Annotated in this window: 28 protein-coding genes; all 28 read right to left on the bottom strand. The window is 74.9% G+C overall.

What is annotated here, in order from left to right:
- Nucleotides 1-5 precede the first annotated feature (5 nt).
- The 28 genes from BLT39_RS00830 to fliS all read right to left on the bottom strand — a co-directional run bounded on the left by BLT39_RS00830 (nucleotide 6) and on the right by fliS (nucleotide 26,684).
- A complete protein-coding gene (locus tag BLT39_RS00830; RefSeq protein ID WP_091057134.1) occupies nucleotides 6-245 on the bottom strand; it encodes a hypothetical protein in 240 nt (79 codons plus the stop codon).
- Nucleotides 242-4,570, bottom strand: a complete 4,329-nt coding sequence (locus tag BLT39_RS21955; protein WP_165640085.1) for a hypothetical protein — start codon at nucleotides 4,568-4,570, stop codon at nucleotides 242-244. Before BLT39_RS21955 ends, BLT39_RS00830 begins: the two co-directional genes overlap by 4 nt.
- Entirely contained in the window at nucleotides 4,563-6,596 is a 2,034-nt protein-coding gene (gene flhA / locus BLT39_RS00815; RefSeq protein WP_091057124.1) for a flagellar biosynthesis protein FlhA, read from the bottom strand. The genes BLT39_RS21955 and flhA overlap by 8 nt, the downstream gene beginning before the upstream one ends.
- 55 nt (nucleotides 6,597-6,651) lie before the next feature.
- Nucleotides 6,652-7,839 (bottom strand): EscU/YscU/HrcU family type III secretion system export apparatus switch protein, encoded by a 1,188-nt coding sequence (locus BLT39_RS00810; RefSeq protein ID WP_091057120.1) that lies wholly within the window; start codon nucleotides 7,837-7,839, stop codon nucleotides 6,652-6,654.
- Between the two features lies 1 nt (nucleotide 7,840).
- Entirely contained in the window at nucleotides 7,841-8,605 is a 765-nt protein-coding gene (fliR, locus tag BLT39_RS00805; protein WP_091057117.1) for a flagellar biosynthetic protein FliR, read from the bottom strand.
- Nucleotides 8,606-8,610: 5 nt separating this feature from the next.
- Nucleotides 8,611-8,886: a flagellar biosynthesis protein FliQ gene (fliQ, locus tag BLT39_RS00800; protein ID WP_091057114.1), complete on the bottom strand. Its 276-nt coding sequence runs from the start codon at nucleotides 8,884-8,886 to the stop codon at nucleotides 8,611-8,613.
- Complete coding sequence (fliP, locus tag BLT39_RS00795) at nucleotides 8,886-9,701, bottom strand: flagellar type III secretion system pore protein FliP (protein ID WP_091057112.1); 816 nt, start codon at nucleotides 9,699-9,701, stop codon at nucleotides 8,886-8,888. Before fliP ends, fliQ begins: the two co-directional genes overlap by 1 nt.
- Complete coding sequence (locus BLT39_RS00790; RefSeq protein ID WP_091057109.1) at nucleotides 9,701-10,225, bottom strand: FliO/MopB family protein; 525 nt, start codon at nucleotides 10,223-10,225, stop codon at nucleotides 9,701-9,703. Before BLT39_RS00790 ends, fliP begins: the two co-directional genes overlap by 1 nt.
- Complete coding sequence (gene fliN, locus BLT39_RS00785; protein ID WP_091057106.1) at nucleotides 10,222-10,977, bottom strand: flagellar motor switch protein FliN; 756 nt, start codon at nucleotides 10,975-10,977, stop codon at nucleotides 10,222-10,224. The genes BLT39_RS00790 and fliN overlap by 4 nt, the downstream gene beginning before the upstream one ends.
- Nucleotides 10,974-11,942, bottom strand: a complete 969-nt coding sequence (locus tag BLT39_RS00780) for a flagellar motor switch protein FliM (protein WP_242658059.1) — start codon at nucleotides 11,940-11,942, stop codon at nucleotides 10,974-10,976. The genes fliN and BLT39_RS00780 overlap by 4 nt, the downstream gene beginning before the upstream one ends.
- A 52-nt stretch (nucleotides 11,943-11,994) precedes the next feature.
- Nucleotides 11,995-12,498 (bottom strand): flagellar basal body-associated FliL family protein, encoded by a 504-nt coding sequence (locus BLT39_RS00775; protein ID WP_091057102.1) that lies wholly within the window; start codon nucleotides 12,496-12,498, stop codon nucleotides 11,995-11,997.
- Nucleotides 12,495-13,442 (bottom strand): OmpA/MotB family protein, encoded by a 948-nt coding sequence (locus BLT39_RS00770; protein ID WP_242658058.1) that lies wholly within the window; start codon nucleotides 13,440-13,442, stop codon nucleotides 12,495-12,497. Before BLT39_RS00770 ends, BLT39_RS00775 begins: the two co-directional genes overlap by 4 nt.
- Nucleotides 13,439-14,218: a motility protein A gene (locus BLT39_RS00765; RefSeq protein ID WP_091057098.1), complete on the bottom strand. Its 780-nt coding sequence runs from the start codon at nucleotides 14,216-14,218 to the stop codon at nucleotides 13,439-13,441. Before BLT39_RS00765 ends, BLT39_RS00770 begins: the two co-directional genes overlap by 4 nt.
- A gap of 1 nt (nucleotide 14,219) precedes the next feature.
- Nucleotides 14,220-14,534, bottom strand: coding sequence for a flagellar FlbD family protein (locus BLT39_RS00760; RefSeq protein WP_091057095.1), 315 nt, complete (start codon nucleotides 14,532-14,534; stop codon nucleotides 14,220-14,222).
- A gap of 125 nt (nucleotides 14,535-14,659) precedes the next feature.
- Nucleotides 14,660-15,949 carry a flagellar hook protein FlgE gene (locus BLT39_RS00755; RefSeq protein WP_091057093.1) on the bottom strand — a complete coding sequence of 430 codons (1,290 nt, stop codon included), beginning with the start codon at nucleotides 15,947-15,949 and terminating at the stop codon, nucleotides 14,660-14,662.
- 38 nt (nucleotides 15,950-15,987) lie between these two features.
- Nucleotides 15,988-16,410 (bottom strand): flagellar hook assembly protein FlgD, encoded by a 423-nt coding sequence (locus BLT39_RS00750; protein WP_091057088.1) that lies wholly within the window; start codon nucleotides 16,408-16,410, stop codon nucleotides 15,988-15,990.
- Between the two features lie 9 nt (nucleotides 16,411-16,419).
- Entirely contained in the window at nucleotides 16,420-18,210 is a 1,791-nt protein-coding gene (locus BLT39_RS23205) for a flagellar hook-length control protein FliK (RefSeq protein WP_091057084.1), read from the bottom strand.
- Nucleotides 18,207-19,169: an NlpC/P60 family protein gene (locus BLT39_RS00740; protein ID WP_091057081.1), complete on the bottom strand. Its 963-nt coding sequence runs from the start codon at nucleotides 19,167-19,169 to the stop codon at nucleotides 18,207-18,209. Before BLT39_RS00740 ends, BLT39_RS23205 begins: the two co-directional genes overlap by 4 nt.
- Nucleotides 19,157-19,609, bottom strand: a complete 453-nt coding sequence (locus tag BLT39_RS00735) for a flagellar export protein FliJ (RefSeq protein WP_091057077.1) — start codon at nucleotides 19,607-19,609, stop codon at nucleotides 19,157-19,159. The genes BLT39_RS00740 and BLT39_RS00735 overlap by 13 nt, the downstream gene beginning before the upstream one ends.
- Complete coding sequence (locus BLT39_RS00730; RefSeq protein WP_091057074.1) at nucleotides 19,606-20,922, bottom strand: FliI/YscN family ATPase; 1,317 nt, start codon at nucleotides 20,920-20,922, stop codon at nucleotides 19,606-19,608. Before BLT39_RS00730 ends, BLT39_RS00735 begins: the two co-directional genes overlap by 4 nt.
- Nucleotides 20,919-21,758 carry a FliH/SctL family protein gene (locus BLT39_RS00725; protein ID WP_091057072.1) on the bottom strand — a complete coding sequence of 280 codons (840 nt, stop codon included), beginning with the start codon at nucleotides 21,756-21,758 and terminating at the stop codon, nucleotides 20,919-20,921. The genes BLT39_RS00730 and BLT39_RS00725 overlap by 4 nt, the downstream gene beginning before the upstream one ends.
- The gene (gene fliG, locus BLT39_RS00720) at nucleotides 21,742-22,824 is read right to left on the bottom strand and encodes a flagellar motor switch protein FliG (RefSeq protein WP_091057069.1); all 1,083 of its coding nucleotides are present in this window, start codon (nucleotides 22,822-22,824) and stop codon (nucleotides 21,742-21,744) included. Before fliG ends, BLT39_RS00725 begins: the two co-directional genes overlap by 17 nt.
- Nucleotides 22,821-24,392 (bottom strand): flagellar basal-body MS-ring/collar protein FliF, encoded by a 1,572-nt coding sequence (fliF, locus tag BLT39_RS00715; protein WP_091057065.1) that lies wholly within the window; start codon nucleotides 24,390-24,392, stop codon nucleotides 22,821-22,823. The genes fliG and fliF overlap by 4 nt, the downstream gene beginning before the upstream one ends.
- A complete protein-coding gene (gene fliE, locus BLT39_RS00710) occupies nucleotides 24,392-24,805 on the bottom strand; it encodes a flagellar hook-basal body complex protein FliE (protein ID WP_242658057.1) in 414 nt (137 codons plus the stop codon). The genes fliF and fliE overlap by 1 nt, the downstream gene beginning before the upstream one ends.
- Nucleotides 24,802-25,209: a flagellar basal body rod protein FlgC gene (locus tag BLT39_RS00705; protein ID WP_091057060.1), complete on the bottom strand. Its 408-nt coding sequence runs from the start codon at nucleotides 25,207-25,209 to the stop codon at nucleotides 24,802-24,804. Before BLT39_RS00705 ends, fliE begins: the two co-directional genes overlap by 4 nt.
- The gene (gene flgB, locus BLT39_RS00700; RefSeq protein ID WP_242658056.1) at nucleotides 25,209-25,562 is read right to left on the bottom strand and encodes a flagellar basal body rod protein FlgB; all 354 of its coding nucleotides are present in this window, start codon (nucleotides 25,560-25,562) and stop codon (nucleotides 25,209-25,211) included. The genes BLT39_RS00705 and flgB overlap by 1 nt, the downstream gene beginning before the upstream one ends.
- A gap of 302 nt (nucleotides 25,563-25,864) precedes the next feature.
- Complete coding sequence (locus BLT39_RS00695) at nucleotides 25,865-26,290, bottom strand: hypothetical protein (RefSeq protein ID WP_207507494.1); 426 nt, start codon at nucleotides 26,288-26,290, stop codon at nucleotides 25,865-25,867.
- Nucleotides 26,291-26,297: 7 nt separating this feature from the next.
- Nucleotides 26,298-26,684, bottom strand: coding sequence for a flagellar export chaperone FliS (fliS, locus tag BLT39_RS00690; protein WP_091057055.1), 387 nt, complete (start codon nucleotides 26,682-26,684; stop codon nucleotides 26,298-26,300).
- Nucleotides 26,685-26,689: the final 5 nt, after the last annotated feature.

Genomic DNA, 26,689 nt, shown 5'->3' with positions numbered 1-26,689 from the left:
CCGCGTCAGGCGTCGGCGGGTTCGGCCTCGGCGGGCGGGTGCGGGCGCCGGCGGGGACGCGGCTCGGGCTTGGGCGCCGGGAAGACGGCGCGCAGCAGCGAGCTGGCGACCCAGCCGGCGAGCAGGCACCAGGGCAGCCGCGCCACCACGACGTCGGTGTCCAGCGTGCCCACCGCGCCCAGCAGCAGGACCGGGACGGCGAACAGCGCCGCTGCGCCGAGGACGTCCCAGCGCAGCGGGCTCATTGCCGACCGGCCAGCCGCTCGCAGAGCAGGGCCGCCCACCGGTGCGGGGTGGCCCGGGCACCGTCGACGACGGCGACCGGCACCGGCAGGCCGTCCAGCAGGGTGGCCGGGTCGGGCGCGGTGTCGGTGTCGGTGACGACGACGGCGTCCACGCGGGGCAGCCCGGCCAGCCAGTTGCGCAGCGCACCGGGCTTGCGGGTGGCGTCGAGCACGCCCCACACCGCCGTGGCCGACCAGGCCTGCAGCATCTGCGCGGCCCAGGCGCCACCGGCGTCCCCGAGGGGCACGTCGACGGCCACGACGGTCGGGACGTCGGCCTCGGCGGCCTGCGCCCGGCGGTCGGCGGCCGCGGCAGCACCGGCGACCTGCACGTCGGCGGGCACGAGCCCGGCGAGCGCGCCGCGGGTGCACCACTGCACCCGCGCCGGGTCCAGCCGCAGCGCCACGGCCAGCGCCCGCGCCGCGGTCAGCGCCTCGGCACCGGGGCCGACGACGACGAGGACGTCACCCGGCTCCGACGGCATCGCCGGGGCGGCGGGCAGGGCCCGGCCCAGCGCGGAGGCCAGCGCGGCGAACGTGCCGCGGCGGGAGGCGTCGGCGGCGAAGTCGGCGCCCAGCACCGCGGCCGGGACACCGAGCGCGGCCAGTCCGGCCACGCCGCTGTCGGCGGGGGAGGCGTCGTCGGTGACCGGGACCAGGTGGGTGATGGTCGCCCAGCGGTCGCCGTCGTCGCCACGGGTGCCGCGCATCCGGGTGGAGGGGTGCGGCGGCAGCGAGCGGGACCGGCCCGACGGCGCCGGGACGGGCGGGCGGTGGCCACGCACCCGCGGCACCGACGACGGCACGACCGCGGCCAGGCCCGGCAGCACCGTGGTGGCGTCGGCGGTCATCGGCAGGTCGGTGGCGGTGCGGGCGAGCTCCTCGGCCATGCCGGCGGCCATCTCGTGCGCCATCTCCTGCACCAGCAGCTCGGGGACCTCCGGGGCCTCGGCGGGCGCGGGGGCGGCGAAGTCGCTGTCGGCCACGGCCTGCAGCACGTCGAGGAAGCCGGAGGTGGCCTCGGACGGGTCCTCCAGCGCGGTCAGCCGGGCCGCGCCCACGGCGGGCATGTCCACCTGGGTCGGCGCCGTGCGGTGGCGGCCGGCGCTGTCGGCGCGGCGGCGACGCGGGGAGACCGCGCCCCCGGCCAGGGCGGCGGCGCGCAGCGCCTCCAGCGGGTCGGTCTGCGCGGCACGCGGGGTGGACCGGGTGCTACCGAAGAGCACCTCGTCGTACCGCGAACCGGCGGGGAAGCCGGGCGGCGGCACGTCGACGAGGACACCCTCGACCGGCTCGACGACCGGCTCGACGACGGCCTCCGCGGCGGGCGCGTCCTGCTCGACGGGGGCCGAACCTCGGTGCCGGCCGCCGTCCTCGACGACGTCCACGGTCGCGACGACCTCGGCGGGGCGGCGCACGGGGGTGCCCCACAGCGGGTCGACCTCGGGCACCTCGACCGCCACGGGGACGGCGGCGGGGACGATGACCCCGGCCCGGGCCAGCTCGGCGGCGGCGCGGCGCTCGGCGCGGGTGCGCCGACGACCGGCGGCCGCGTCCTCGACCTCCTGCGCGGTGCGGTCGGCGGTCGCCTGACGGGCCCGCGCCTGCTCGGCGGCGCGGGCGGCCTGCTCGGCGGCGGCCCGCTGCTCGGCGGCCACCCGCGCGGCCTCGTCCCGCTCGGTGGCGGCGCGGACGGCCTCCAGGCGCTCGGCCTCGAGCCGCTCGGCCTCGAGCCGCTCGGCCTCGGCCTGCTCGGCGGCCAGCCGCTCGGCCTCGACGCGGGCAGCCTCGCGGCGGGCGGCCTGCTCGGCGCGCACCCGGGCGGCCTCGGCGGCGACGCGCTCGGCCTCGGCCCGGGCAGCCTCGACCCGGGCAGCCTCGGCGTGCTCGGCGGCGACGCGCTCGGCCTCACGGCGGGCAGCCTCGGCGGCAGCACGCTCGGCCTCGACCCGGGCAGCCTCGGCCTGCTCGGCGGCGATGCGCTCGGCCTCGACGCGGGCGGCCTCGGCGGCAGCACGCTCGGCCCCACGGCGGGCGGCCTCGGCGGCAGCACGCTCGGCCTCGACCCGGGCGGCCTCGACGCGGGCAGCCTCGGCCTGCTCGGCGGCAAGACGCTCGGCCTCGATGCGGGCGGCCTCGGCCTGCTCGGCGGCGAGACGCTCGGCCTCGATGCGGGCGGCCTCGGCCTGCTCGGCGGCGAGACGCTCGGCCTCGACCCGGGCGGCCTCGGCCTGCTCGGCGGCCAGCCGCTCGGCCTCGACCCGGGCGGCCTCGGCGGCGGCACGCTCGGCCTGGACGCGGGCGGCCTCGGCGGCCTCGGCGGCCTGGCGGGACGCCGACGCGGCCGGGGGGACCGCCGGCAGGCTGCGGCGGGCCGGGACCTGCTCCTCGGCGACCTCGGCCGGACCGCCCACCGGGGCGGCCGGCGGGACGGGGGCGGACGGCGTCGCGGCGGCCAGCACGGACCGCAGGCGCGCGGCGCGCTCCTGCAGCGACGGCTCCGCGGACGCGGCGGGGGCGACGGGGGCGGGCGGCGCGGTGGGCGTCGCCGGGGCAGCGGCCAGCTCCGGGTCGACGAACTCGTCCAGCAGGTCGGGTGCGGGCCCGGCCGGGGCGACCTGGCGCTCGGCGAGCTCGCCGGCGGCGCGGATCGCGGCCTCCCGCAGCTGCGCGGCGGCCGCCCGGGCCGACGTCACCCGGGTGGGTGCGGCCGCCGCGGGTGCCTCGGCAACCGGCGCGGGGGCAGGGGCGACCGGGCGGGTGGCAGCGGGGGCCGGGGGGCGCTGGGCGGCCGCGGGGCGACCGGGCCGGGGCGCCAGCTCGATGACGGTGGTCGCGTCCCACACCGGCTCCGCGGCGGGCGCCGGGGTCGGCTCGGGCGCGGCGACGGCCTCGGCGGCCGCGGCCGCCTCGGCGGCACGGGCCTCGCGCGCGGCGCGGCGGGCCTCGGCGCGGGCCCGGGCGGCGGCGCGGCGCTCCTCGGGGGTGCGCGACGCGGTGCCGGTGGCGGGGGTCGCCACGACGTCGGCGGCGGGCGCGGACGGCTGGACCACTGCGGTCTCGGCCACTGCGGTCTCGACCAGCACCGGCTCGACCACTGCGGTCTCGACCAGCGCCGGCTCGACGGGGGCTGGCCCGGCGGTCAGCGCGGGGGCGTCGGCCAGCTCGGCGGCCAGCACCTCTCGGCGGGCGGCGTCGGCACGGGCGGCGGCCACGGCCTGGGCCTCGGCGCGCAGCGCGGCGGCGCGCACGGCGGCGGCGCGGTCGGGGGCGACGGCCGCGACCGGCTCCAGGTCCTGCTCGGCGGCCACCTGCTGCTCCTCGTCGTGCTGCTGCTCGGCGTCGGCCACCGCGGCCTGCACCTCGTCGTCCTGGGTCACCACGCGCATGAGGGCGGCGGCGAAGGGGGAGGGGGCCGCCTGCTCGTCGGCGGCCTCGACCACCGGCTCCTCGACCGCGGGCGCGGTGCGGGAGGTGCGCTCCCACGCGGGTGCGGCCGGTGCGGCCGGCTCCTCCTCGCGGCGGGTCGCGATCGGGCGGCGAGCGCTCCGGGCCGGTGCACCGGCGGCCTCGGCCGGGCGGTCGGCCGGCCGGGCCGGGCGGTCACCCTCCGTGGTGCGCGGCGCGTCCGCGGCGGCGGTACGGCGCGGTGCGGGCGCGGCGGACCGGGCCAGCGAGGCGGGGCTGTAGACGTCGACCGCGGCGTCCGCGGGGGAGCCCAGGAGGTCGGCCAGCTCGTCGACCGGGTCGACGACGGGGAGGGCACCGGTGGGGGTGTCGTCGGCGCTGCGCTGGGCGTCGCGGACCTGCAGGGCGACCTCCAGCAGGTCGTCGACGGACAGACCCGCGGCGGGCCAGCGGGCCATGACGTCGGCCTGGGACAGGCCGGCGGCGGGCACCTCGGCGACCACGACGGGGGTCGCGGCGCGGGCCGGGGCGACCTGCGGCCCGGCTGCCGTGGCCGCCGTGGTGGCCTTGCCGGCCTTCGCGGCCGCGGGCTTGCCGCCGGCCGGCCGGGCCGGGGTGGCCTTCGCCGCGGGCTTGGCCGCAGGCTTCGCGGCGGGCTTCGCGGCGGGCTTCGTGGCGGGCTTCGCCGTGGCCGTGGCGGCGCCCTCGGCACCGGCGGGCAGCACGACGTCGGCGACGTAGCGCTCCTGGCTGAAGAAGCCGGCCACACCTCCGGTGCGGATGCGGCGCACGCCGCGGATCCGCACGTCGGAGCCGTACTCCTCGCGTGCGGCGGCGATGGCCTCGTCACGGGTCGCCCCGGACGGCGGCTCAGGCAAGTGCGACGGCACCGTTCACCACTCCGATCGTCTCGATCTGGGCCGTGCGGGAGACCTCGGCGTAGGAGATGACCGTGCAGCGGGCCACCACCTGACGCATCAGCCGGGACAGCGCCGGACGGATCTGCGGGGAGCAGACCAGCAGCGCGGTGATCCCGAGCTTCTCGGCGTCGTCGAGCAGGTCGCTGGCCCCGCGGGCCAGCGCGTCCACCATGCCGGCGTCCAGGGCCAGCACGGCACCCTGCTCGCCCTGCCGGACCGCGGACAGCAGGCGCTGCTCCAGGCCCGGGTCGAGGGTCATCACGTACAGCTTCTCGTCGGCGGTCACGTAGGGGTGGCTGATCGCCGGCCCCAGCGCCGCCCGGGCCGCCTCGACCAGGCTGTCGATGTCGGTGGCCGACTTCGCGCGCAGCGACAGCGCCTCGAAGATCCGGACCAGGTCGCGGATCGAGACGCCCTCCTCCAGCAGCGCCTGCAGCACCTGCTGCACCTGGCCCAGCGACAGCCCGCCGCCGGTCAGCTCCTCGACCACCACGGGGTGCGAGCGGCGGACCATCTCCAGCAGCAGCTTGACGTCCTCGCGGCCCAGCAGCTGCGCGGCGTTCTGCCGCACGACCTCGGCCAGGTGGGTGGTGATGACCGAGGACCGGTCGACCACGGTCGCCCCGGCCATCTCGGCCTGCCGCTGCAGCTCGGCGGGCACCCACTTGGCGGCCAGACCGAAGACCGGCTCGCGGGTGGGCTTGCCGGGCAGGCCCTCCAGCGAGTCGCCGATGGCCAGCACGGTGCCCGCCGGCGACGTCCCCTTTGCGACGGGGACGCCGTTGAGCCACACCACGTACTGGGAGGCCGGGAGGTCGAGGTTGTCGCGGGTGCGCACCAGCGGGATGACCAGGCCGGTGTCCATGGCGACCTTGCGGCGCAGGGCCTTGACCCGGTCCAGCAGGTCGCCGCCGCGGGCGGTGTCGACCAGCTCGACGAGGTCGAAGGCGACCTCGAGCTCCAGCGGGTCCACGCGCATCTTCTCGGCGATGGCCTCGGGGGAGTCCGGGGAGGGCTCGTCGGCGACCGGTGCGGCGGCGTCCTCGTCCTCCGGCACGGCGTCCTTCACCCGGGAGGCCAGGAACAGGATGACGCCGCCGGTGACCAGGAAGGGGATCTTGGGCAGTCCGGGCATGAGGGCCAGCGCCAGCATCGCGCCGCCGGCGATCCGCAGCGGCTGCTTGGTGCGGCCGAGCTGGGCGATCATGTCCTGACCGAGCTCGCCGTCGGCGGCCGAGCGGGTGACCACGATGCCGGTGGCGGTGGACAGCAGCAGCGCGGGGACCATCGACACCAGGCCGTCGCCGACGGCCAGCAGCGAGTAGGTGCTGACCGCGTCGCCGGCGCTCATGCCGTTCTGCACCATGCCGATGGTCAGCCCACCGATGAGGTTGACCAGCACGATGATGATCGCGGCGATGGCGTCGCCCTTGACGAACTTGCTGGCACCGTCCATCGAGCCGTAGAAGTCGGCCTCGGCGGTGACCTCGGCGCGGCGCCTGCGGGCCTGCGCCTCGGTGATCAGACCGGCGTTGAGGTCGGCGTCGATGGCCATCTGCTTGCCGGGCATCGCGTCCAGGGTGAAGCGGGCGCCCACCTCGGCCACGCGCTCGGCGCCCTTGGTGATCACCACGAACTGGATGACGACCAGGATCAGGAAGACCACCAGGCCGATGACCAGCGAGCCGCCGATCACGAAGTGGCCGAAGGCCTCGATGACCGCGCCCGCGTAGCCGTCGGAGAGCACCAGCCGGGTCGAGGAGACGTTCAGCGCGAGCCGCAGCAGGGTGAAGATCAGGATCGCGGAGGGGAAGACGGCGAAGTCCAGCGGGCGCTTGATCGACATGGCGACCAGCAGGATGAGCAGCGACCCGGCGATGTTCAGCCCGATGAGCAGGTCCAGCAGCATCGCGGGCATCGGCACCACGAGCATGAGGACGATCGCCACCACGCCGATGGGCACGGCTGCCGTCGTCCACTTCACGCAGGTCTACATCGGCAGGCGGGCGGGGGGCCGTGACCGCCCCGTCACGCCCGGGTCAGGCGGCCGAGACGCCGTCCACCGCGCCGGTGCCGCCACCGGCGACCGGGGTGGCCCGGCGGCGGCCGGCGACCGGCAGGCCCGTGGTGTCCGGGGGGCTGAACCCGGGCTGGTGCACGCCCCCGCGGATGCCCCGGGTGCCCAGCTGCATGACGAAGGCCAGCACCCGCGCGACGGCGGTGAACAGCTGCGGCGGCACCTCCTGGCCCAGGTCGCAGCTGCCGTGCAGCGCGCGGGCCAGCGGGATGTCCCGGACCTGGGGGACGCCGTGCTCGGCGGCGAGCTCGCGCAGTCGACGGGCCACCTCGCCGGACCCCTTCGCCACCACGCGCGGCGCACCGAAGGCGGGGGAGTACTTCAGCGCGACGGCGACGTGGGTCGGGTTGGTGAGCAGCACGTCGGCCGTGGTCACGTCGGTCATCATCCGGTTGCGGGCCTGGGCCATCATCACCGCGCGCCGGTGGCCCTTCACGTGCGGGTCACCTTCCTGCTGCTTGTGCTCCTGCTTGATCTCGTAGAGGCTCATCTTGAGCTTCTTCATCGTCTGCATCCGCACCACCAGGTAGTCCGCGACGGCCAGCACCAGGCCGGTCAGCGCCGCCACCCGGATCATCGTCAGCGCCGAGCCGGTGAAGACCGAGGCCACCGTGCCCAGGGGCATCGACCCCGACGACGCGACCAGGTTCTTCGCGTCGTCCACGGTCATCAGGATCGCGACGCCGATGGCGACGGTCTTGATCAGCGCCTTGGCCGTCTCCCACGCGCTGTGCCCGCCGAACATCCGCTTGAGCCCGGGGAACGGGTTGAGCTTGGAGAAGCTGGGCTTGATCGGCTTGCTGGCGAACACGATGCCGCCCTGGGCGGCCGAGGACAGCACGCCCACCACCATGATTCCGGCGGCCATCGGCAGCACCGCCACGAGGAAGGTGCTCAGCGCCTGCCCGAGCAGCCGGTTGATGGCCTCGAGGTCGGGCTGCCGCGCGACCTGGCCGATCTGCAGGAACAGCTGCCGGGCCCCGTCGAAGGACTTGCCCACCATCATCGGCAGCAGGAAGCTCGCCGCCACCGCCCCCACCCACGTCCCCAGTTCCTGGGTGCGGGGGATCTGCCCTTCCTTGCGCGCCTTCTTGAGGCGCTGGGGTGTCGGCTTCTCGGTCTTCTCACCACCCGGTCCGCTCTGCGCCACGTCAGCCCGCCCTCAGCGCGAGGAACGCGCGGGTGGCGGTCTCCATGAGGGTGTCCAGCGCGGTGGGCAGCAGCGGGAAGGTCAGCCCGAGCATGAGCAGGGTCAGCATGATCTTCACCGGGAAGCCGAGGGAGAAGATGTTCATCTGCGGCGAGGCCCGCGACAGCAGCCCGAGCGCCACGTCGGACAGCAGCAGCACGGCCACCAGCGGCCCGGCGATCTGCAGCGCGGCCAGGAACATCGTGCTCATCGCGTGCACCACGGTCGGGCCGATCTGCTCGGCCGGCAGCACCGCGCCCAGCGGCAGCCCCTGGTAGGAGGTGTAGAGCCCGCGGACCAGCATGAGGTGCCCGCCGCTGGTGAACAGCAGCCCGATGGCCAGCAGGTTCTGCAGCCGGCCGATCGTCGAGGCGGTGCTCATCGACAGCGGGTCGTAGGCCGGCTGCAGGGAGAACCCGCCGGTGACGTCGAGGATGTCGCCGGCCAGCTGGATCGCGGCGAAGAACAGCTGGACGACGAAGCCCAGCGCGGCACCGATCACCACCTCGGTGAGCGCGGTCAGCACCAGGTAGCCGGTGGACAGCTGGCCCAGCTGCGCCTGGACCTGGTGGAACACCACCAGTGCCAGGCAGACCGACAGCGCGCCCTTGACCGTGGCGGGGATGGCCTTGGAGTTGAACGGCGGGGCCAGCAGCACGAACCCCGCGGTGCGCGCGGTGGCCAGCAGCAGTGCCGCGAGCGTGGCCTCGGAGACGTCGAGGTCCACTCCGCTCAGCTCCGGCCGAGCAGCGCCGGCAGTGCGTCGAAGAGCTGGTGGGTGAAGGTGACCAGTTCCGAGAGCACCCAGTTGCCGGTGACGACCAGCGCGATGGCGACCGCGATCAGCTTGGGCACGAACGACAGCGTCTGCTCCTGGATCTGCGTCGCCGCCTGGAACAGCGAGATCGCGAACCCCACGATCAGCGCGGTCAGCAGGATCGGGGCGGCCACCTTCGCGGCCACGATCATCGTCTGCACCGCGAGGTCGGTGATCTGGGCGTCGGACATCAACCGCCACCCGAGTACGAGCCCACCAGGGCCGTGGTGATCAGCGCCCAGCCGTCGACGACGACGAACAGCAGCAGCTTGAACGGCAGCGACACGATCACCGGCGGGACCATCATCATGCCCATCGCCATCAGCGCGGCGCTGACCAGCATGTCCAGCACCAGGAACGGGATGAAGACGACGAGCCCGATGATGAAGGCGCTCTTGAGCTCGCTGAGCACGAACGCCGGGACCAGGGTCAGCATGCTGACCGCGTCCTGGTTGGCCGGCATCTGCTCACCGGACAGCCCCACCATCAGCTTGAGCTCGTCGCCGCGGGTGTTGGCCAGCAGGAAGTGCTTGAGCGGCTCGACCCCGGCGTCGTAGGCCTGCCCGATCGACATCGAGCCGTCCAGGTAGGGCTGGATGGCCAGGTGGTTGATGTCGGAGATGACCGGGCCCATCACGAACAGGGTCAGGAAGAACGCCAGGCCGGTGAGCACCTGGTTGGGCGGGGAGTTCTGCAGGCCCAGCGCGTTGCGGGTCAGCGAGAGCACCACGATGATCTTGGTGAACGAGGTGACCAGCAGCAGCAGCGCCGGCGCGATCGACAGCACCGTGATCGCCAGGATCAGGGTGATGGCGCTGGAGGGGCTGTTGCCGCCGATGTTGATGTCCAGCCCGCCCGTGGGGGCGGTGGGGGCCACCGGGGCGGTGGGGTCGTCGACCGCGAGGGCGGCGGTGGCGGTGACGGCGAGGAGGGTCGCGCCCGCGGCGGTGACCACCCCCACCCGGGTGGCCCAGCGGCCGGCGCGCTCCCGCAGGAGCGCGGTCATCAGCGGCGCACCGTCCGCTCCCGCAGGCCCTCGACGACCTGCGTCCACGCCGCCCGGTCGAACACCGAGCCGGCGACCAGGCCGTTCCCGGCGGCGGGGACCGGGCGGCGGGCACGGCGGGCGCCGGGGACACCGGGCAGCGCGGGGAGCGGGATCTGGCTGGTGGGGGCGTCGTCGGCGGCCTCCAGCGCCGGCACCGGACGCCGGGCGGCGACGGCGGCGCGGCGGGCCTCCTGCGCGGCGACCCGCTCGTCCTCGGCCTCGGCGAGCACCTCGTCGACGATCTCGGCGTCCATCTCGGCCAGCAGCGTGACGTGCTCCTCGGTGCTGCCGACCACGAGCACCCGGTCGGCCACCCGCAGCACGCTGACGGTGCTGCTGCGGCCCATCCGCTGCCGGGCGACCACCTCGATGAGGCCGTTGCCCATGCCCAGGCCGCGCTTCTTGGCCACCCGCGCGGCGAACCACAGCACGCCGGCGACGAAGGCCAGCGAGAGGATCAGCCGGATGATCATCCAGGTCATGCCGAGGCCTGCCCGAGCTCGGCGGCCGCGGCGTCGGTGACCACCTCGGTGATCCGCAGGCCGAACTCCTCGTCGACCACGACCACCTCGCCGCGGGCGATCAGCGTGCCGTTGACCAGCAGGTCGGCCGGTGCGCTGGCGGCGCGGTCGAGCTCGACGATCTCGCCCGGGTAGAGGGACAGCAGCTCCTGCACGGTCATCCGGGTGCGGCCGATCTCGACCGTGACCTCCATGGCCACGTTGCGCAGCAGCTCCAGGCTGCCGCGCTGGGTCTGGCCCTGCGGGCGGGGCAGGGTGACCTGCAGGGCCAGGGTGGCCTGGTGCTCACCGGCGGCCAGCAGGGGGACGGCGAGGAAGACGCCCTTGTCCCGCAGCCCGTCCAGCGCGGCCTCGGGCTCCTCCATCCGCTCGCTGGTCACCGTGACCCGGCCCAGCACGCCGGCCGCGGCCTCCAGCGCCGGGCGCATGGCGGCGGCGACGTCGAGCTTGCCGACCGGGGAGTTGGCCAGCGCCTCGACGACCGAGCCCGCGACCACGAGGACGACGTCGCCGCTGACCTCCCCGGACAGCCGGGCGGTGATGGCCGCGGGGGAGTCGCCGGGCAGCGGCGCGATGTCGGGGTCGTCGACGGGGGAGCCGCAGGTCAGCGCCGAGGTCGCCGGCAGCAGGGCCCCGGCCGCCTGGGCGGCCGAGACCACGGCGGCCGAGATGGTAGCGGCGTCGTCGGTGCGGGCGGCGGTTCCGGTGCTCACTGGTGATCCCTCGCGGTGCTGGCGGAACTGGGCGGGGTGGCGACGATCTCGGCGGCGAGCCGACGGCGGTGGTTGCTGGCCACCGCGTGCGCGAAGACCACGTCGTTGGTGGTCACCTCGAGGGGGCTGTCCCGGGGGTGGCGCAGCAGGAGGACGTCGCCGACGGCGAGCCCGAGCAGGTCGGCGCTGGGCACCGTGATGGGTCGGAACCGCGCGTTGACCTCGACCGGGACCGCGCCCAGCCGCTCGGACAGCGCGTCGGTGGCCTGCTGCCGCTCGCGCAGCGCCTGGGCCGACAGCTGCGGGGAGGTGGCGCCGTGCAGGGCCGGGGCGAACGGCGCGAAGGGCAGCATCAGCGTCGCCTCGGTCTCGCGGTCGCCGAGGGTGAGGGAGAAGGAGCTGACCACGACGGTCTCGCTGCTGACCGCGAGCTGGGCGAGCTGCGGCTGGTACTCGAAGCCCTCCAGGCCGAAGTCCAGCCGGACGACGGGGCGCAGCGCGACGCCGAGCTCGTAGAGGACGCGCTCGACCGGGTACTTGGCCAGCCGGGTCTCCATGCCGGTCATCGGCCGCTGGGGCTGGTCGGCCGAGCCGGAGCCGCCGAGCAGCAGGTCGATCATCGCCATCGCGACGTCCATCGACCAGGTCAGCAGGCCGCGCCCGCGCAGCGGCTCGAAGGAGATGACCGACATGAACACCGGGTTGTCCAGGTGCGCGATGTAGTCGTCGTAGGCGAACTGGTCGATGCCGCCGAGCTCGACCTTGACCTCGGTCCGCAGCACCTGGGTGAGGTTGGTGGCGGTCTGCCGGGCGAAGGACTCGAGCAGGTTCTGCAGCACCCGCACGTGGTCGCGGGAGAGCTTGGTGGGGCGCCGGAAGTCGTAGCTGCGGGCCTCCCCGCGTCGGCGCCTGGACGCCATCAACGCCGCCCCGCGGGGGGCGGGAGCGGCGTCGGCGAGGGTCACGGGTTCCTCATCGGCGGTCCGGGTGGTCGGTCTGACCACCCGGACCGTCCCGTCACTGCGTGACGTACTGCGTGTAGTAGATCCCCATCACCACGTCGCCGGCCTCCTCGGTGTTGTAGGCGTCCTCGATGCGCTGCTCGAGCTCGGCCTTCATCGCGTCGCGGTTGCCGGTGACGTCGGTCGGCTGCGCCTCGGAGAACATGTCGATGATCACGTCGCTGGCCTTGGCGGTGCCCGGGGCCTCCTCGCCGGCGTCCTCGGTCAGCTGCAGGGTGACGCCGACCTTGAGGTAGCCGCCGCCGGCCAGGTTGATCGTGATCGGGTCGATGGGCACCTCGATGCCGGCGACCGGGGCGGGCTCGGCCTCGTCGCCGGAGCCGGAGAAGACGAAGAAGTACAGGCCGGCGCCGATGCCGAGGAGCGCGACGACGGCGATGATGATCAGCTTGAGCTTGCCGCCCTTCTTCTCCTCGCCGTCCTCGGCGGGGGCGTCCTTGCCCTTCTTGCCCTTGCTGTCGGCGGCCGCGACCGGCCGCTCCTTGGTGGGTGCGGTCACGGGGTGCTCTCCTGGTTCTGGGCGGTGACGGCCTGGGTGGCCGCCTGGGAGGCGAGACCGGGCAGCAGGGCGCTGGCCTCGGCCGAGGCGGTCGAGAGGACGACGATGTCCACACGGCGGTTGACCGACACCGACGCGGGGTCGGTGGCGGGGAGCAGGGGGCGGGTGTCGGCGAAGCCGGCGGCCTGCATGCGGTCGGCGGCGAGCCCGTCGGTCTCGACGAGGTAGCGCAGCACGTTCACCGCGCGGGCCGCCGACAGGTCCCAGTTGGAGGCGTAGGGCCCGCCGGGGGTGACCGGGAGCGAGTTGGTGTGCCCCTCGACCTTGAGCGCGTTGGGCAGCCCGGCCAGCGTGGGGGCGATCGCGTCCAGGACGGTCTTGCCCTCACCGCGCAGGTCGGCCTGCTCGGGGCCGAAGAGCACCTGGTCGGCGACGACGTGCACGACCAGGCCCTCCTCGGTGATCTGGTAGGTGGCCGCGTCGGCGTCGCCGGCGGCGGTGAGCGCGGCGGTGATGGCGGCCTGGGCCGCGGCGAGCTGGTCGAACTGGGCCTGTGCCTCGGCCTGGTTCTGCGCCGACTGCTCGGCCAGCGCGTCGGCGCGGGCGGCGTCCTGGGCGGCCTGGTCCGGCTTCTGCGTCGGGTCGGTCTGGTTGTCGATCTGCATCGGCGAGTTGAGCTGGTCGAGCACGCTCGTCTGGGTGGTGACCGAGCCGTCGTCGATGATCGAGGTGGGGGCGCCGAAGCTCTCGGACAGGCCCTCGGCGAACGCGGCGAACTTCAGCTGGTCGACCTGGCTGATCGAGTACAGGACGATGAACACCGCGGTCAGCAGCGTCATCATGTCGGCGAAGGACACCAGCCACCGCTCGTGGTTCTCGTGCTCCTCCTCCTCGTGCTCCTCGTGCCGCCGGCGGCCCTTGCCCCCGCTGTCGTGCTTGCTCACGCCGCGGCCTTGGCCATGGCGGCCGCCTCGCTGGGCGGCACCAGGGAGGTGAGCTTCTGCCGGACGGTGCGCGGGCTGGTGCCGGCCTGGATCTCGGAGATGCCCTCGACGAGCAGCTTCATCTGGGCCGCCTGCAGGTCACTGGTGCGGGTGATCTTGGCGCCGGCGGGCAGCCAGAAGATGTTGGCCGAGAGCACACCCCACAGGGTCGCGACGAAGGCGCCGGCGATCAGGTGGCCGAGCTTGTCGGGCTGGTTGAGGTTCTCCAGCACGTGGATCAGCCCGATGACGGTGCCGATGATGCCGATGGTCGGGGCGTAGCCGCCCATGGCGGTGAAGAACTTGGCCGCGGTCTTGTCCTCGGCCTTCTTGGCCGAGATCTCGGCCTCGAGCACGGCGCGCAGGTCCTCGGGGTCGGTGCCGTCGACGGCCATCTGCAGACCGCGCTGCAGGAACGGGTCCTGGATGTCCTTGATCGGGCCCTCGAGGGCCAGCAGGCCCTCCTTGCGGGCCTTCTCGGCGAGGGTGACGAGGTCGGCGATCTTGTCCGCGGCGGGCGGGACGGCGGCGGGCATGAAGCCCTGCTTCATCCAGCCGCCGATCTTCTTGACGTCGGCCATGGTGGAGCCGGCGACGGCCGCGCCGAAGGTGCCGACGAAGACCAGGATGATCGGCGGGATCAGGATGATGGCCATGGGGGACGAGCCCTCCATGATCATCGAGACCAGGATGGCGACCAGGGCGACGCCGACGCCGATCAGGGTTGCCGGGTCCATGTCAGCGCTCCTCGCGGTGGGGGAAGGGCAGGACGGCGTGCTCGCCGTCCCCGGTGGGGTCGCAGTCGTGCTCGTCGTCGGCGCTGACGGACATCAGGGGGCGGGGGTGGGTCCCGCGGTCCATGGCGTAGGCGGTGGCCAGCACGTCGGCGCGGTAGTCGCGGATGGCGACCAGCACCTCCTGCAGGCTCTCGCGGACCAGGAAGCGGACGTTGTCGTTGAGGGAGATGACCGTGTCGGGGTGTGCCTCGACCCGCTCGATGAGATCGGGGTTGAGCGCGAAGGGCTCCCCGTTCAGGCGGGTCAGGCAGATCACCGGTGGCTCCAGGTCGTCGTCGGGGGTGGCGCACTGCTCTCATCGGCGCGCCGGGTGGATCTCTGAAGCGGCGCGGCCCGGTCACCCCGTCGGGGTGACCGGGCCGCCTACCGGGTGACCCGGGGTCAGCGCTTGAGGTTGACCAGGTCCTGCAGCAGCTCGTCGGAGGCGCTGATCACGCGGCTGTTCGCCTGGAACCCGCGCTGGGCGATGATCAGGCCGGTGAACTCCTCGGAGAGGTCCACGTTGCTCATCTCCAGCGCACCCGAGGACAGCGTGCCCAGGGAGCCGGTGCCGGCGGCGCCGATCAGCGCGACGCCGGAGTTGTCGCCCACCGCGTAGCTGGTGTTGCCCATGTTGATCAGGCCGGAGGGGTTGTCGAAGGTGGCCATGGCCAGCTTGCCGATCGCCCGGCGCTCGTTGTTGGTGTAGACGCCGGTCATCGTGCCGTCCTCGGACAGCGAGAAGCTGGACAGCGAGCCGGCGGTGTAGCCGTTCTGGTCCACGGCGGCGATCGCGGTGCCGGCGGCCTGGGCGGTGACCTGGGTGAAGTCGAAGGTCGCGCCGGTGGGGGCGCCCCAGCCGGGGACGGCGATGGTGTGCGCGGTGCCGTAGGTGTCGGTCGGGGTGGCCGTGGTGGCACCGGGGCCGGTGAACACCGGGTCCTTGCCGGCGGAGAACTTGGCGCCGTAGGTGACCGGGGCCGGGGTGGTGGAGCCGTCCTCGTTGGCCACGTTGAGCAGCCAGTAGCTGTCGCCGGTGGAGTTGTCGACCGACTGCTGGGTCCAGGTCAGGTTGAGCCGCTGCTCGACACCGGCCTGGTTGTAGACGGTGGCCTTGGCGACCTTGACGTTGGTGCCCGCGGTGGTGGCCGCGGCGTCGATGAGCACGTTGCGGCTCATGGTCACCGCGGTGGTGGCCTTGGGCGGCAGCGCGGCGCCGTACTGGACCTGCAGGTCCTCCAGCGTCCCGCCGGTGTCGATCGTGCCGTCGGCGTCGGACATCCAGCCCTGGACCCGGTTGCCGTCGGCGGTGATCAGCTTGCCCGCGCCGTCGAAGGTGAACGAGCCGGCGCGGGTGAACAGCTGCTGCCCGCCGGACTTGGTCACGAAGAACCCGTCGCCCTGGATCATGAAGTCCAGCGCGCGGCCGGTGTTCTGGGTCTTGCCCTGGCCGAAGTCCGTGGTGATCGCGGCGAGCTTGACGCCGAGGCCGACCTGCGCGGGGTTGGTGCCGCCCTCGGTGGCGTCGGGGCCCTTGCCGCTGCGCAGCACCTGGGTGAGCGTGGTCTCGAAGACCGTGTTCTGGGTCTTGAACCCGACGGTGTTCACGTTCGCGATGTTGTTCGCGACGGTGTCCATCTTGGTCTGGTGGGCGCGCAGGCCGGAGATGGCCGAGAACATGGAACGCAGCACGGGGACTCCTGGGGTGGGGGTGGGCGGGGGAGCGCCGGTCAGGCGGTGAAGGCGGTGATGCGGCCGACGGCCACGGTCTTGCCGTCGATGACGGCGTGGGCCTCGGTGGTGTCGGTCGCGAGGATCACCGAGCTCACGTGCCCGGTGGCGGCGACGCCGTCCTCGCCGACGTAGGTGGCGGTCTTGCCCACCAGGGCGCCGGCGCTGGAGGCCCGCTGCATCGCGATCAGCGAGGCGTTCTGCTCGCCGAGCTTCTGCAGCGCCTCGACCTGCGAGTAGGTCGCGGACTGGGTGACCAGGGCGCTGGAGTCGGTCGGCTTCTCCGGGTCCTGGTACTTCATCTGCGCGACCAGCAGCTTGAGGAAGGTGTCCTTGTCCATCCCGCTGTCGCCCACCGAGGTGGTGGCGCTGCCGGCCATCGACGCGATCGACGTGGCACCGGAGGTCGCGGTGACGGTCATGGGTCCTCCTCAGACGCGGACGTCGACGCCGGAGGGCGCCGGTCCGCCACGGGTGTGGCGGGTGGTGCTGCTGGTGCTGATGTCCTCATCGGCAGTCGCGCGGCCGGTCGGTACCGCGTCCCAGCGGGTGCCGCCGGACCGGGGGTCCTGACCGGCGGTCCAGCCCGACCCGGACTGCTGCCCGTCGCCGGTGGACACCTGCGCGTCGGTCAGCTGCAGGCCGGCGGCGGCCAGCTCGCGGCGGAGCTCGGGCACGGCGTCGGCGAGCACCGCGCGGCTGCCGTCCTGGCCCGCGCTCATGGCCAGGGAGACCTGGTCGCCGGTGACGGTCAGGTGGACCTCGACCCGGCCCAGGGACTCGGGGGCGAGCACGACGGTCACCGAGTGGCTGCCCTGGACGGAGGCCAACGCGGTGAGCTGAGGTGCCAGCTGCGCGGCGACCGGGGGGTCGGCCGGTGCGGCCGGTGCCGGCGTGGCCGGGACGGCCGCGGCCGGGGCCGGGGCGGCCGCCGGTGCCGGGGCGGCGCCCGGGAGCAGGACGTCGGTCCGCGGGACGTCGACGACCTCGGCACCGGTCGGCGCGGGAGCCGGCCCGGTGGCGCCCGTCGGGTCGGACGCGGTCGCGGTGGTCGGCGCACCGCCGGGGGCGACCGGGGCGGCGGGGGAGGGGGCCGGCGGCGTCGCCGGGCGGGCGGCCGCGACGGTGGCCGGGGGTGCCGGCGTGCCGACCGGCACCGCAGCCGGGGCCGCGGCGGGGGCCCCGGCGTCGTCCGGTGCGGCCGGTGTCGCCGGTGCGGTGGGGGCCTGGGCAGGCGTGCTCGCGGTGGCGGCCGGGCCGGGGCCCGCGGCGACGGCCGGGGGCAGGTCGGCGGGGCGCGCACCCGGGGCGACGGCCGGCTGCGGAACGGTCGCTGCCCCGGCGGGCACGGTCGCCCCGGACGGGGTGCCGGCCGTGGCGGTCGCGGTCGTCGTGGCGGTGGACGGGGCCCTGCCGACCGCGGCGGGCCCGGTCGGCAGGGGGGTGGGGTCCGCACCGGCCGGGGCGGGGGCTGCGGCGCCGGTGAGCGCCGCCGGCGGGCCGGGCACGGCCTGCGCACCGGTGACGGAGGTGGCCTGCGGGGTCGCGGCCGCCGGGACCGGGGTGGCGGTGGGCGGCAGCGGGCCGCCGGCGGGCACGGTCACCTGGCCGGGCACGGCCGCCCCGGCAGGGGCGCCGCCGGTCGGCGCGGTCCCGGCCAGGTCGGCGGGCGGGACGGCGGGCGTGCTGGTCAGGCCGGCGGGTCCGGTCCCGACGGGCACGGACCCGGGTGCTGCCGCCGGCCGGAGGGCGCCGCCGACGAAGGCTTCGGCGTGGGTGCCGACGGCGGGGGCAGCGGAGCCGGGCGGCGACGCCGCGGCGGCGGTGTCGAGGACCGGTGCGGCAGCGGTCAGCGGGCTGCCGGGTGCGGGCGGCGCAGCGGTCACGGGGGTGCCCGGGGCGACGGCGCCGACCGCGCCGGCGGGGGGACCGTCGACCGGCTGGACCACCGCGGCGGCCGGCTGCACGGCGAGCAGGAACCACGCGGGCGCCCCGAGCGGGGACGCCGCCGGGGTGCCGGCCGCGACGACGGTGGGGTCGGCCGTGTCGTCGTCCGGGGTGCCGGGGCGGTCGTCGGGCCGGTCGGCCGGGTCACGCTGGGCGCGGACGGCGGTCTGCAGCGCACCGGCGAAGGCGGCCGCGCCGTCCGGGTCGCCGGCGGAGGGGGCGGCGGGGGTGGCAGGTGCGGCGACGGCGACCTGGGCGCCCAGGGCGGCGGTCACGACGCGTACCCCGCCGCGGCCGCGTTGACCTTGCGCACGTAGGCCTGGGTCTCGGCGAACGCCGGGATGCCGCCGGCGTCCGCGACCGCGGTCGGGCCGGCGTTGTAGGCGGCCAGCGCCAGGTCGGTGGACCCGAAGCGGGCGGTCAGCTGGGCGAGGTAGCGCGCGGCGCCGTCGACGGCCGAGGCGGGGTCCATCGGCCGGACGCCGAGGCCGGCGGCGGTCGCGGGCATGAACTGCATGAGGCCCTGCGCCCCGGCCGGGCTCACCGCGCCGGGGTCGAAGCCGGACTCCACCTTGGCCATGCCGGCCAGCACCGCGGCGCTGACCCCGTAGCGGGAGGCCGCGGAGGTGAACAGGTCGGCGTAGGGCACCCCGGCCAGCGAGCCGCCCGACGGCGTGGCCGTCGGCGCCGCGGCCGGGAGCACCCGGCGGATGACGGTCGGGGTGCCGACGTCCTGCACCTTGACGACGTCGCCCTCCTGCGGTGAGGCGATCATCTTCCCGTTCCCGAGGTAGATGCCGACGTGGTCGATGCCGGCGCGTGCGGAGCTGTTGTCGAAGAACACGAGGTCACCGGGGCGGGCGTCGGCGAGGCTCGCGACGGCGGTGCCCGCGGTGGCCTGCTGGCTGGAGGTGCGGGGGATGGTGATGCCGACGTCGGCGAACACCCGCTGGGTGAAGCCGGAGCAGTCCAGGCCCTTGGCCGGGTCGGTGCCGCCCCAGAGGTAGGGCACCCCCAGGTAGCTGGTGGCCGCCTGCACGACGGCGGCCTCGGCCGAGCCCCCGGCCGCGGCGGTGGCGGTGGTGCCGGTCGCGGCGGTGGTCGCGCCGGTGCCCGTCAGCCCGGCGGCGGAGGCGGCCGAGAGCCACGCGGCGTTCGGTCCGCCGCCGGCGAAGGTCGCCATGCGGCTCTGGATCTCGGCGATCCTGCTCTGGACGGCGGTCAGGCCTTCCACGTGTCCTCCTCCCGGGTCCGGTTGCGGCCGTGCCGCCCGGTGACGACGTCGTCGGCGGCGCGCTCCTCGGCGGCGAGCTCGGCCCGCACGGCGGCGAGCCGGTGCCGCTCGGCCAGCCGCTCGAGGGCCTTGGTGGCCTGCGCGGCGGCGGTCCAGCTCGCCCGCACCGCCTCGGCCTGCTCGGCGGTGGCCCGGGCGCTCGCCCGGGCATCCACCTCATCGGCGGCCAGGGCGCGCAACCCGACCATGGTGGCCACGAAGGTCGCGCCGTCCATCCGCGCGGGCAGCTCGGCGGCGGCCAGCGAGCGGGCCACGTCGGCGGCCTGGGCCTCGCTGCGGGCCGCGGCGCGCGCGGCCTCGGCGGCGGCCGCGCCGGCGGCCCGCTCCTGCGCGCGGCGCAGCTCCAGGACCGGCTGCAGCCGGAAGGCGGTGCGCTTCACGAACCCGTCACGATGCGGTGCAGCTCGTCCCAGGCCGCGTCGGGCGAGGTGGTGTCCTCGACCGACTGGCGCAGGAAGCCGGTGAGCTGCGGCTCGAGCAGCCGGGCCCGGTCGACCAGCGGGTCGCTGCCCTCGGTGTAGGCGCCGATCTCGATGAGCTCCCGGGCGTCGCGCAGCGCCCCGAGCAGCCGGCGGGCCTCGCGGGCGTCGGCCATGCGGTGCGGTGCGGTGACCGCCGACGCGACGCGGGAGATCGACTCCAGCACGTCGATGGCGGGGAAGTGGCCGGCGGTGGCCATCTGCCGGGTGAGCACGACGTGCCCGTCGAGGATCGACCGCGCGGTGTCCGCGATCGGCTCGTTGTGGTCGTCGCCCTCGACCAGCACGGTGTAGAGGCCGGTGATCGAGCCGACCGTGCCGGTGCCGGCCTTCTCCAGCAGCCGCGGCATCATCGCGAACACGCTCGGCGGGTAGCCGCGGGTGGCGGGGGGCTCCCCGGCCGAGAGGCCGACCTCGCGCTGGGCCATCGCGGTGCGGGTGATGGAGTCCATGAGCAGCAGCACGTCGCGGCCCTGGTCGCGGAAGTCCTCGGCGATCCGGGTGGCCACGAACGCCGCGCGCAGCCGGACCAGCGGCGGCTCGTCGGAGGTCGCGACCACCACCACCGTGTTGGCCATGCCCTCGGCCCCGAGGTTCTCCTCGAGGAACTCCCGGACCTCGCGGCCACGCTCGCCGATCAGCCCGATGACCCGGACGTCGGCGTCGGTGCCGCGGGTGATCTGGGCGAGCAGGGTGGACTTGCCGACGCCCGAGCCGGCGAAGATGCCCAGCCGCTGCCCACGGCCGGCCGGCACGAGGGTGTCCAGCGCGCGGACGCCGAAGGACAGCGGCTGCGCGACGCGGGCGCGGGAGAGCGCGTGCGGGGTCTGCGTGGCGAGGTCGACGAAGCGGGCCCGCCCGGCCAGCGGCGGGCCGCCGTCCACCGGGCGGCCCAGGCCGTCGAGCACCCGGCCGAGCAGCGCCGTCCCCACCGGGACCTGCAGCGGCCGGCCGGTCGCGCGCACCCGCGAGCCGACGTGCACCCCGGCGACCTCGCCGAGGGGCATGCAGGTCAGCCGGTCGCGGTGCAGCGCGACCACCTCGGCGCGCAGCGGCTGACCCAGACCGGTGGCGCCGGCGATCTCGACGACGTCGCCGACCGCGGCGGTGACGCCCTCGACCGAGATGGTCAGGCCCATCGCCCCGGTGACGGTGCCGGTGCACAGCGGGCGGGCGGCGGTGCGCGCCCGCGCCACGACGTCGGCGACGCTCATGCGCCCAGCACGTCCCGGACCCGCTGCAGCGCCGGGCCCAGCTGCGCGTCGACCCGCTGCACGCCGGTCTCGGCGACGGCGCCGGCGTGCTCGATCATCGGGTCGCCGACCAGCCGGACCGACGCCGGCAGGCCGGCGAGGACCACGGGGTCGATCCGCTCGAGGTCGTCGGGGTTGAGCCGGACGACGGTCGGGCCGTCCTCGGGCGAGAGCGCCAGCGCGCGGCGCAGCGCGTCGACGCCGGGCTGCGCGGCGACGGCCAGCTCGCGGTCGAAGACGTCCTCGACCAGGGCGAGCGTCGCGCCGAGCACCAGCTGGTCGAAGGTCTCCCCGCCCACCGGCGGGGTCGCGTCGACCTGGGCGCAGGCGGCGGTGAGCGCGGCGACGGTGGAGGCGATCCGGGACTCCCACCGCTGCTGGACGGCCAGCAGCCGGGCCTCCGCCTCGGCCTCGACGCGGGCGACCGCGGCCTCGGCCTGCGCCATGCCCTCGGCGTGCCCGGCGGCCCACCCCTCGGTCCGGGCCTGCTCGCGCAGCCGGTGCAGCTCGGCGGCGTAGACGTCCTCCAGCCGCGGGGCCGGGACGTCGCCGACCCGCCGGCCGGCCCGGTCGGCCGACCGGCGGTCGGCGACGTAGGGGACGGCGGCGGTCGCGGCGTCGGCGCGCAGCACCGACGTCGGGACGTCGGGCTCGGCGCCGACGCGGGCGAGCACGGGGCGCTGCACCCGGGTCGGGGCCTCCCGGACCACCCGGCCGGCGCCGGCCGAGCGGTCCCAGGCGACCGCGCGGGCCGCGGAGTCCCCGCGCAGCACGGCTCCCTCAGGCGATGAGGTCATCGTCGCCTCCCCGGTCGATGGTGATCTGGCCGGACTCCTCCATGGTCCGCAGGACCGCGACCACCCGGGCCTGGGCCTCGCCGACCGTGGCCGCGCGGACCGGGCCGAGCAGCTCGATCTCGTCGGTGAGGTCGAGCGCGGCGCGCTCGGAGAGGTTCCGCATGACCTTGTCGCGGACGTCGTCCCGCACGCCCTTGAGCGCGGCGGCCAGGTCGGCGGGGGAGACCTCGCGGAGCACCAGCTGCATGGACCGGTCGTCGACGATGACGATGTCCTCGAAGACGAACATCTGCGAGCGCACCCGCTCGGCCAGCTCCGGGTCGTTGGTGGCCAGGGCCTCCAGGATCGACTTCTCGGTCGGCCGCGACGCCCGGTTGATGATCTCGACCAGGGTCTCCACGCCACCGGCGGCGGGCAGCTCCGGCGAGGACAGCAGCGAGCCCATGCGGCGCCCGATCTCGTCCTCGACGAGCCGCACGACCTCGGGGGTGGTGCGGTCCATCATCGCGATCCGCAGCGCGACGTCGGCCTGCCGCGCGGGGTCCAGCCGGCTCATCAGCTCCGCCGACTGCGGGGCGGGCAGGTGGGCCAGCACCAGCGCGATGATCTGCGGGTGCTCCTCGCGCACGAAGGACAGCAGCTGCCGGGTGTCGGCGTTGCGCAGCGAGGTGAACGGCGGCTCCTCGTAGACGCTCTGCAGCCGGCCGAGGACGGCCTCGGCCTCGGCGTCGCCCAGGCCGGCGGTCAGGGCCTGGCGGGCGAACTCGAGACCGCCGGCGCCGACCGACGGCGCGTGCAGCATCCGGTCGTGGAACTCGAACAGGACGTCGTCGATGTCGCCCGGGTCCACGCTCTTGAGCCGCATCAGCTCACCGGTGAGGGCGTCGATCTCCTCGGGGGTCAGCTGGGCCATGACGGCCCCCGCTTCCTCCCGGGTCATCTGCGCAAGGAACAGGGCAGCCTTGCGGAGGCCGGAGAGGTCGCGTCGGGGCAGGCGGACGGGAGCCCGGTCGGGGTCGCCCCCGGGCTCCAGGCCCACCATCTGCTCGACGGACGCCAGGGTCATGTCCGGCTCTCGGCCAACCAGCCGCGCAGGGTCGACGCGACGGCGTCGGGCTGCGACTCGATCATGTTGGTGATCTCACCGCGCAGGCGCTGGCGCTCCATGGCCTCCACGGCCGCCGCGGTGCGCGAGTGCAGGCCGGCGTCGCGGGTGCTGGCCACCTGCAGCGCGTCGAGGTCGTCGTAGTCGCCGTCCAGCTCCTCGTAGTCCTCGTCGAGGTCGCCCTTCTTCTTCCGGTTCTTCAGCCACACGAGCAGCAGGACCAGGAGCAGACCGCCGACGATGGCGCCGGTCTTGACCATCGACCACATCTGCTCGCTGGCGGCGGCGGCGTCGGCCGCGGCGATGCCGGCCTGCGCGGCGTCGGCGGCGGCGGTGCTGAAGGCCATCGAGGACACCGTGATGGCGTCGCCGCGGGCGGGGTCCAGCGAGACGGCCTGGCTGACCAGGTCCTGGATCGTGCCGTTGGGGACGGTGCTGCCGCCGGCGGTGTTCAGGGCCACCGCGACGGTGAGCCGCTCGACCTGGCCGGGGGTGGAGACGGTGTTGGTGACGGTGGTGTTGATCGGGTTGTTGACCGTCGTGGAGTTCTTGTCGTAGTTCCCGTCGCCGCCGGTCGTGCCGCCGGTGGTGCCGTCGGTGCCGAGCACGCCGCTGACGCCCGAGCCGCTGCCGGTGTAGGTCTCCGACGTCGTCGCCTCCGACGTCGCCGGGATCTGCGTGGGGTAGCTGTAGGTGGTCGCGGTGCTCTGGCTCTGGTCGAAGTTCATCGTCGCGGCGACCGTGACGATGGAGTTGCCCGGGCCCAGCACGCGGTCGAGCAGGTTCTGCGCGTTGGCCTGCAGCGTGTTCTGGAAGGTCGACGTGGCGTCGGACTGGCTGCTCGAACCGCCCACGCCGCCGGCCGCGGACAGCAGCTGGCCGTCGGTGTCGGTGACGGTGACGTCGGCGGGCTTCATGCCGGAGACGGAGCCGGCGACCAGGTTGATGATGGACTGCACCTGCTCGCCGGACAGGTCGGTGCCCGGGGTGAGGTCCAGCAGCACCGAGGCGGTCGGGTTGCTCGTGTCGGTCACGAACACCTCCTCCTTGGGCATCGCGATGTGCACGGCGGCGGTCTTCACGCCGTTCATCGACTCGAGGGTGTTGTTCAGCTCGCCCTCGAGCGCCCGCTGGTAGGTGGTCTGCTGCTCGAACTCGCTGGTGGTGATGCCCTGCTGGTCCAGCAGCGCGTAGCCCGAGTCGCTGCCGGCCTGCGGGGTCAGGCCCTTGCCGGCCATCGACAGGCGCAGGCTGTACACCTGGTCCTTGGGCACCAGGATCGTGTCGGTGCCCTGCAGCTGGTAGGAGACGCCCTCGGTGTCCAGCTCGTCGCGGATGGCGGAGGCGTCGCTGGCCGACAGGTTGGAGAACAGCGGCTCGTAGGTCGGCGTGGTCACCCAGCGCACGAAGAAGAACGAGCCGAGCGCGAGGCCCAGCACCAGGACGGCGGCGATGGCCTTCTGCTGGAAGGTCATCGTGGCCAGCGTCGTGCGCACCCGGTCCAGCGGGCCGGCAAGAACGGCGGGCATCAGACCGGCATCCTCATGATCTCGTTGAAGGCCTCGACGGCCTTGTTCTTGATGGTGACGACGGCGGTCGTGGCGAGCTTGGCCTCGTTCGCCGCGATCATGTAGTCGTGGACGTCCTGCAGGTCGCCGGTGGCGGCCTGCTGCGCGTAGGTATCGGCAGTGCTCTGCAGGCCCTGCAGCTGCCCGATGGAGGAGGACAGCAGGTCGGCGAAGGAGCTGCCGTCGGCGGTCCGCGGCACGGCGGTGGTGCCGGTCGACCCGGCCACCCCGGCGCTGCCGGCGGTGTACACGCCGTTGGTCAGCATCCCGGCGATGTCGCCCGACGCCACGCTGTTGCTGACGCCGTTGTTGTAGTAGCCGGAGCTGACACCGACGCCGGTGCCGGTGGTGAGCGCGAGCGGGTTGACGGTCACAGGTTCTTCCCGAGCGAGAGGGCCGCCTGGTAGGCGTCGGTGGCGCGCGAGATCGCGCTGATGTTGGCCTGGTAGCCGCGCTGGGCGATGAGCAGGTTGGTCATCTGCGTGCCCAGGTCGATGTCGGGCATCCGCACGTAGCCCTCGTCGTCGGCCAGCGGGTTGTCGGGGGAGTAGACGAGCTTGCCCTCGCCGCTGCCGAAGGCCGCGCCGGCGACCCGGACGCCGCCGGTGCCCGAGCCGTAGTCGACGGCCTGGGCGACGATGAACCGCTCCTTGAAGGCCTCCTGGCCCGGGGCGGCTGCGGTGTTGATGTTGGCGATGTTGTCCGAGACCGCGTCCAGGTACTTGCGGTGCAGCGTCATGCCGGAGCCCGAGATCCGCAGGGCGTCGAAGGTGCTCATCACTGCGTCCGCATCGCGGCGCTGAGGAGGTCGTACTTGCCGTTGAGGGCCTGCAGCGCCAGCTGGTAGCGCAGGCCGGTCTCGGTGGCGATGACGGTCTCGGAGTCCAGGTCGACGTTGTTGCCGTCGGTCCGGGTGGCGGCCAGGGAGCGGTGCACCGAGCCGCCGCTGATGGCGGGGGTGGACCCGTCGGCGAGCTCGGAGCGCAGCGAGGACTCGAAGTCGGTCCGGCCGGCGAGGAAGCCGGGGGTGTTGACGTTCGCGATGTTGTCGTTGCTGACCCGCTGCCGCTGCGCGAGGCCGGTGAGGGCCGCGTGCAACGCCGTCATCGTGGTGTCGGAGATGCCGATCACCGGATGCCCGTCCGCTCCATGTCACTACCTCCGCGGTGCTCGCGCGGACCCTCGGGAAGGCAGGTCCGTCGCGTGCAACGGTCATCGGCAGTCCGCGGGCCCGTCGTGACCATCGTGGCCGTGGCGACGTGTGTGACGAACGGGGCGGCTCGTGCGGAGGGGGGAGGTGGGGTGGTGCCAGGAGTATCGACACCTGCGGGTCGATGTTGAGTCGTGCCAGCTCATCGGCCTGGTGAACGCAAGAACCCCCAGTCCGGCGGGTGCCGAGCTGGGGGCTCCTGTGCAGATCTGCTGTGCGGTCCTCAGACCGGTCGGTCGATGAACGAGGAGACCGGGCGGCTCGGGGACTGCGACATGCGGGCCGCCAGGTCGCGCTGGCGGCGGGACTGGGTGATGCCCTCGACGAGCGCCTCGGCGACCGCCAGCTGGTGCTGCAGCAGCCGCGCCGCCCGCTCGCGCAGGTCGTCGGGCAGCGGGCCCAGACCGCTCGGGGGCACCCAGTCGGTGGAGCGGCGTCCCCAGGCGGCGATCTCGTCGGGCGAGGCACCCGCCAGGGTGCGCTCGGCGGACCGGGCGTCGTCCTCGAGGTCGTCGAGGGCCTCGGCCCACGTGCGCGGCGGGACGTCGGACCGGCGCCGGCGGTCGCCGGGCTGGTCGTCGGCCCGGTTGGCCGGGGTCGCGGGCCAGGGGTCGCTCGCGCGGATGGCCCGCAGGCCGGGCAGCGTCACGGCGGGGTCATCCCGCGCTCTGGCCGCCGAGGATCGCCGCGGCCTCGGCCCAGGCGTCCCGCAGCGGCTCGACGACGGTGCGGCAGTCGGCCACCCGGCGGGCGTCGCCCTTGACGTTGGCCAGCACCATCTCGCTGTACAGCCAGGTGTAGAGCGAGCTCAGCGCGCCCGCGCCCTCCCACACCTCGGGGTTCAGCGTGCTGTGCAGCTCGAGCACGATGTCCTGGGCGTGCATCAGCTGCGCGCTGGCCTCGATGCGGTCGCCCTCGCCCAGGGCCGCCTCGGCGCGCACCAGGTCGAGTGCGAGCCGGTCGTAGAGCATGACGAGCAGCCGCTGGGGGGAGGCGGTCTCGACGGCGGAGGACTGGTAGCGGGAGCGCAGCGCGGCGGTCATTCGGG

Source organism: Klenkia brasiliensis (genome assembly GCF_900100695.1).
GTDB classification, from domain to species: Bacteria; Actinomycetota; Actinomycetes; order Mycobacteriales; family Geodermatophilaceae; genus Klenkia; species Klenkia brasiliensis.
This window is presented reverse-complemented; position numbering and strand designations above follow the sequence as displayed.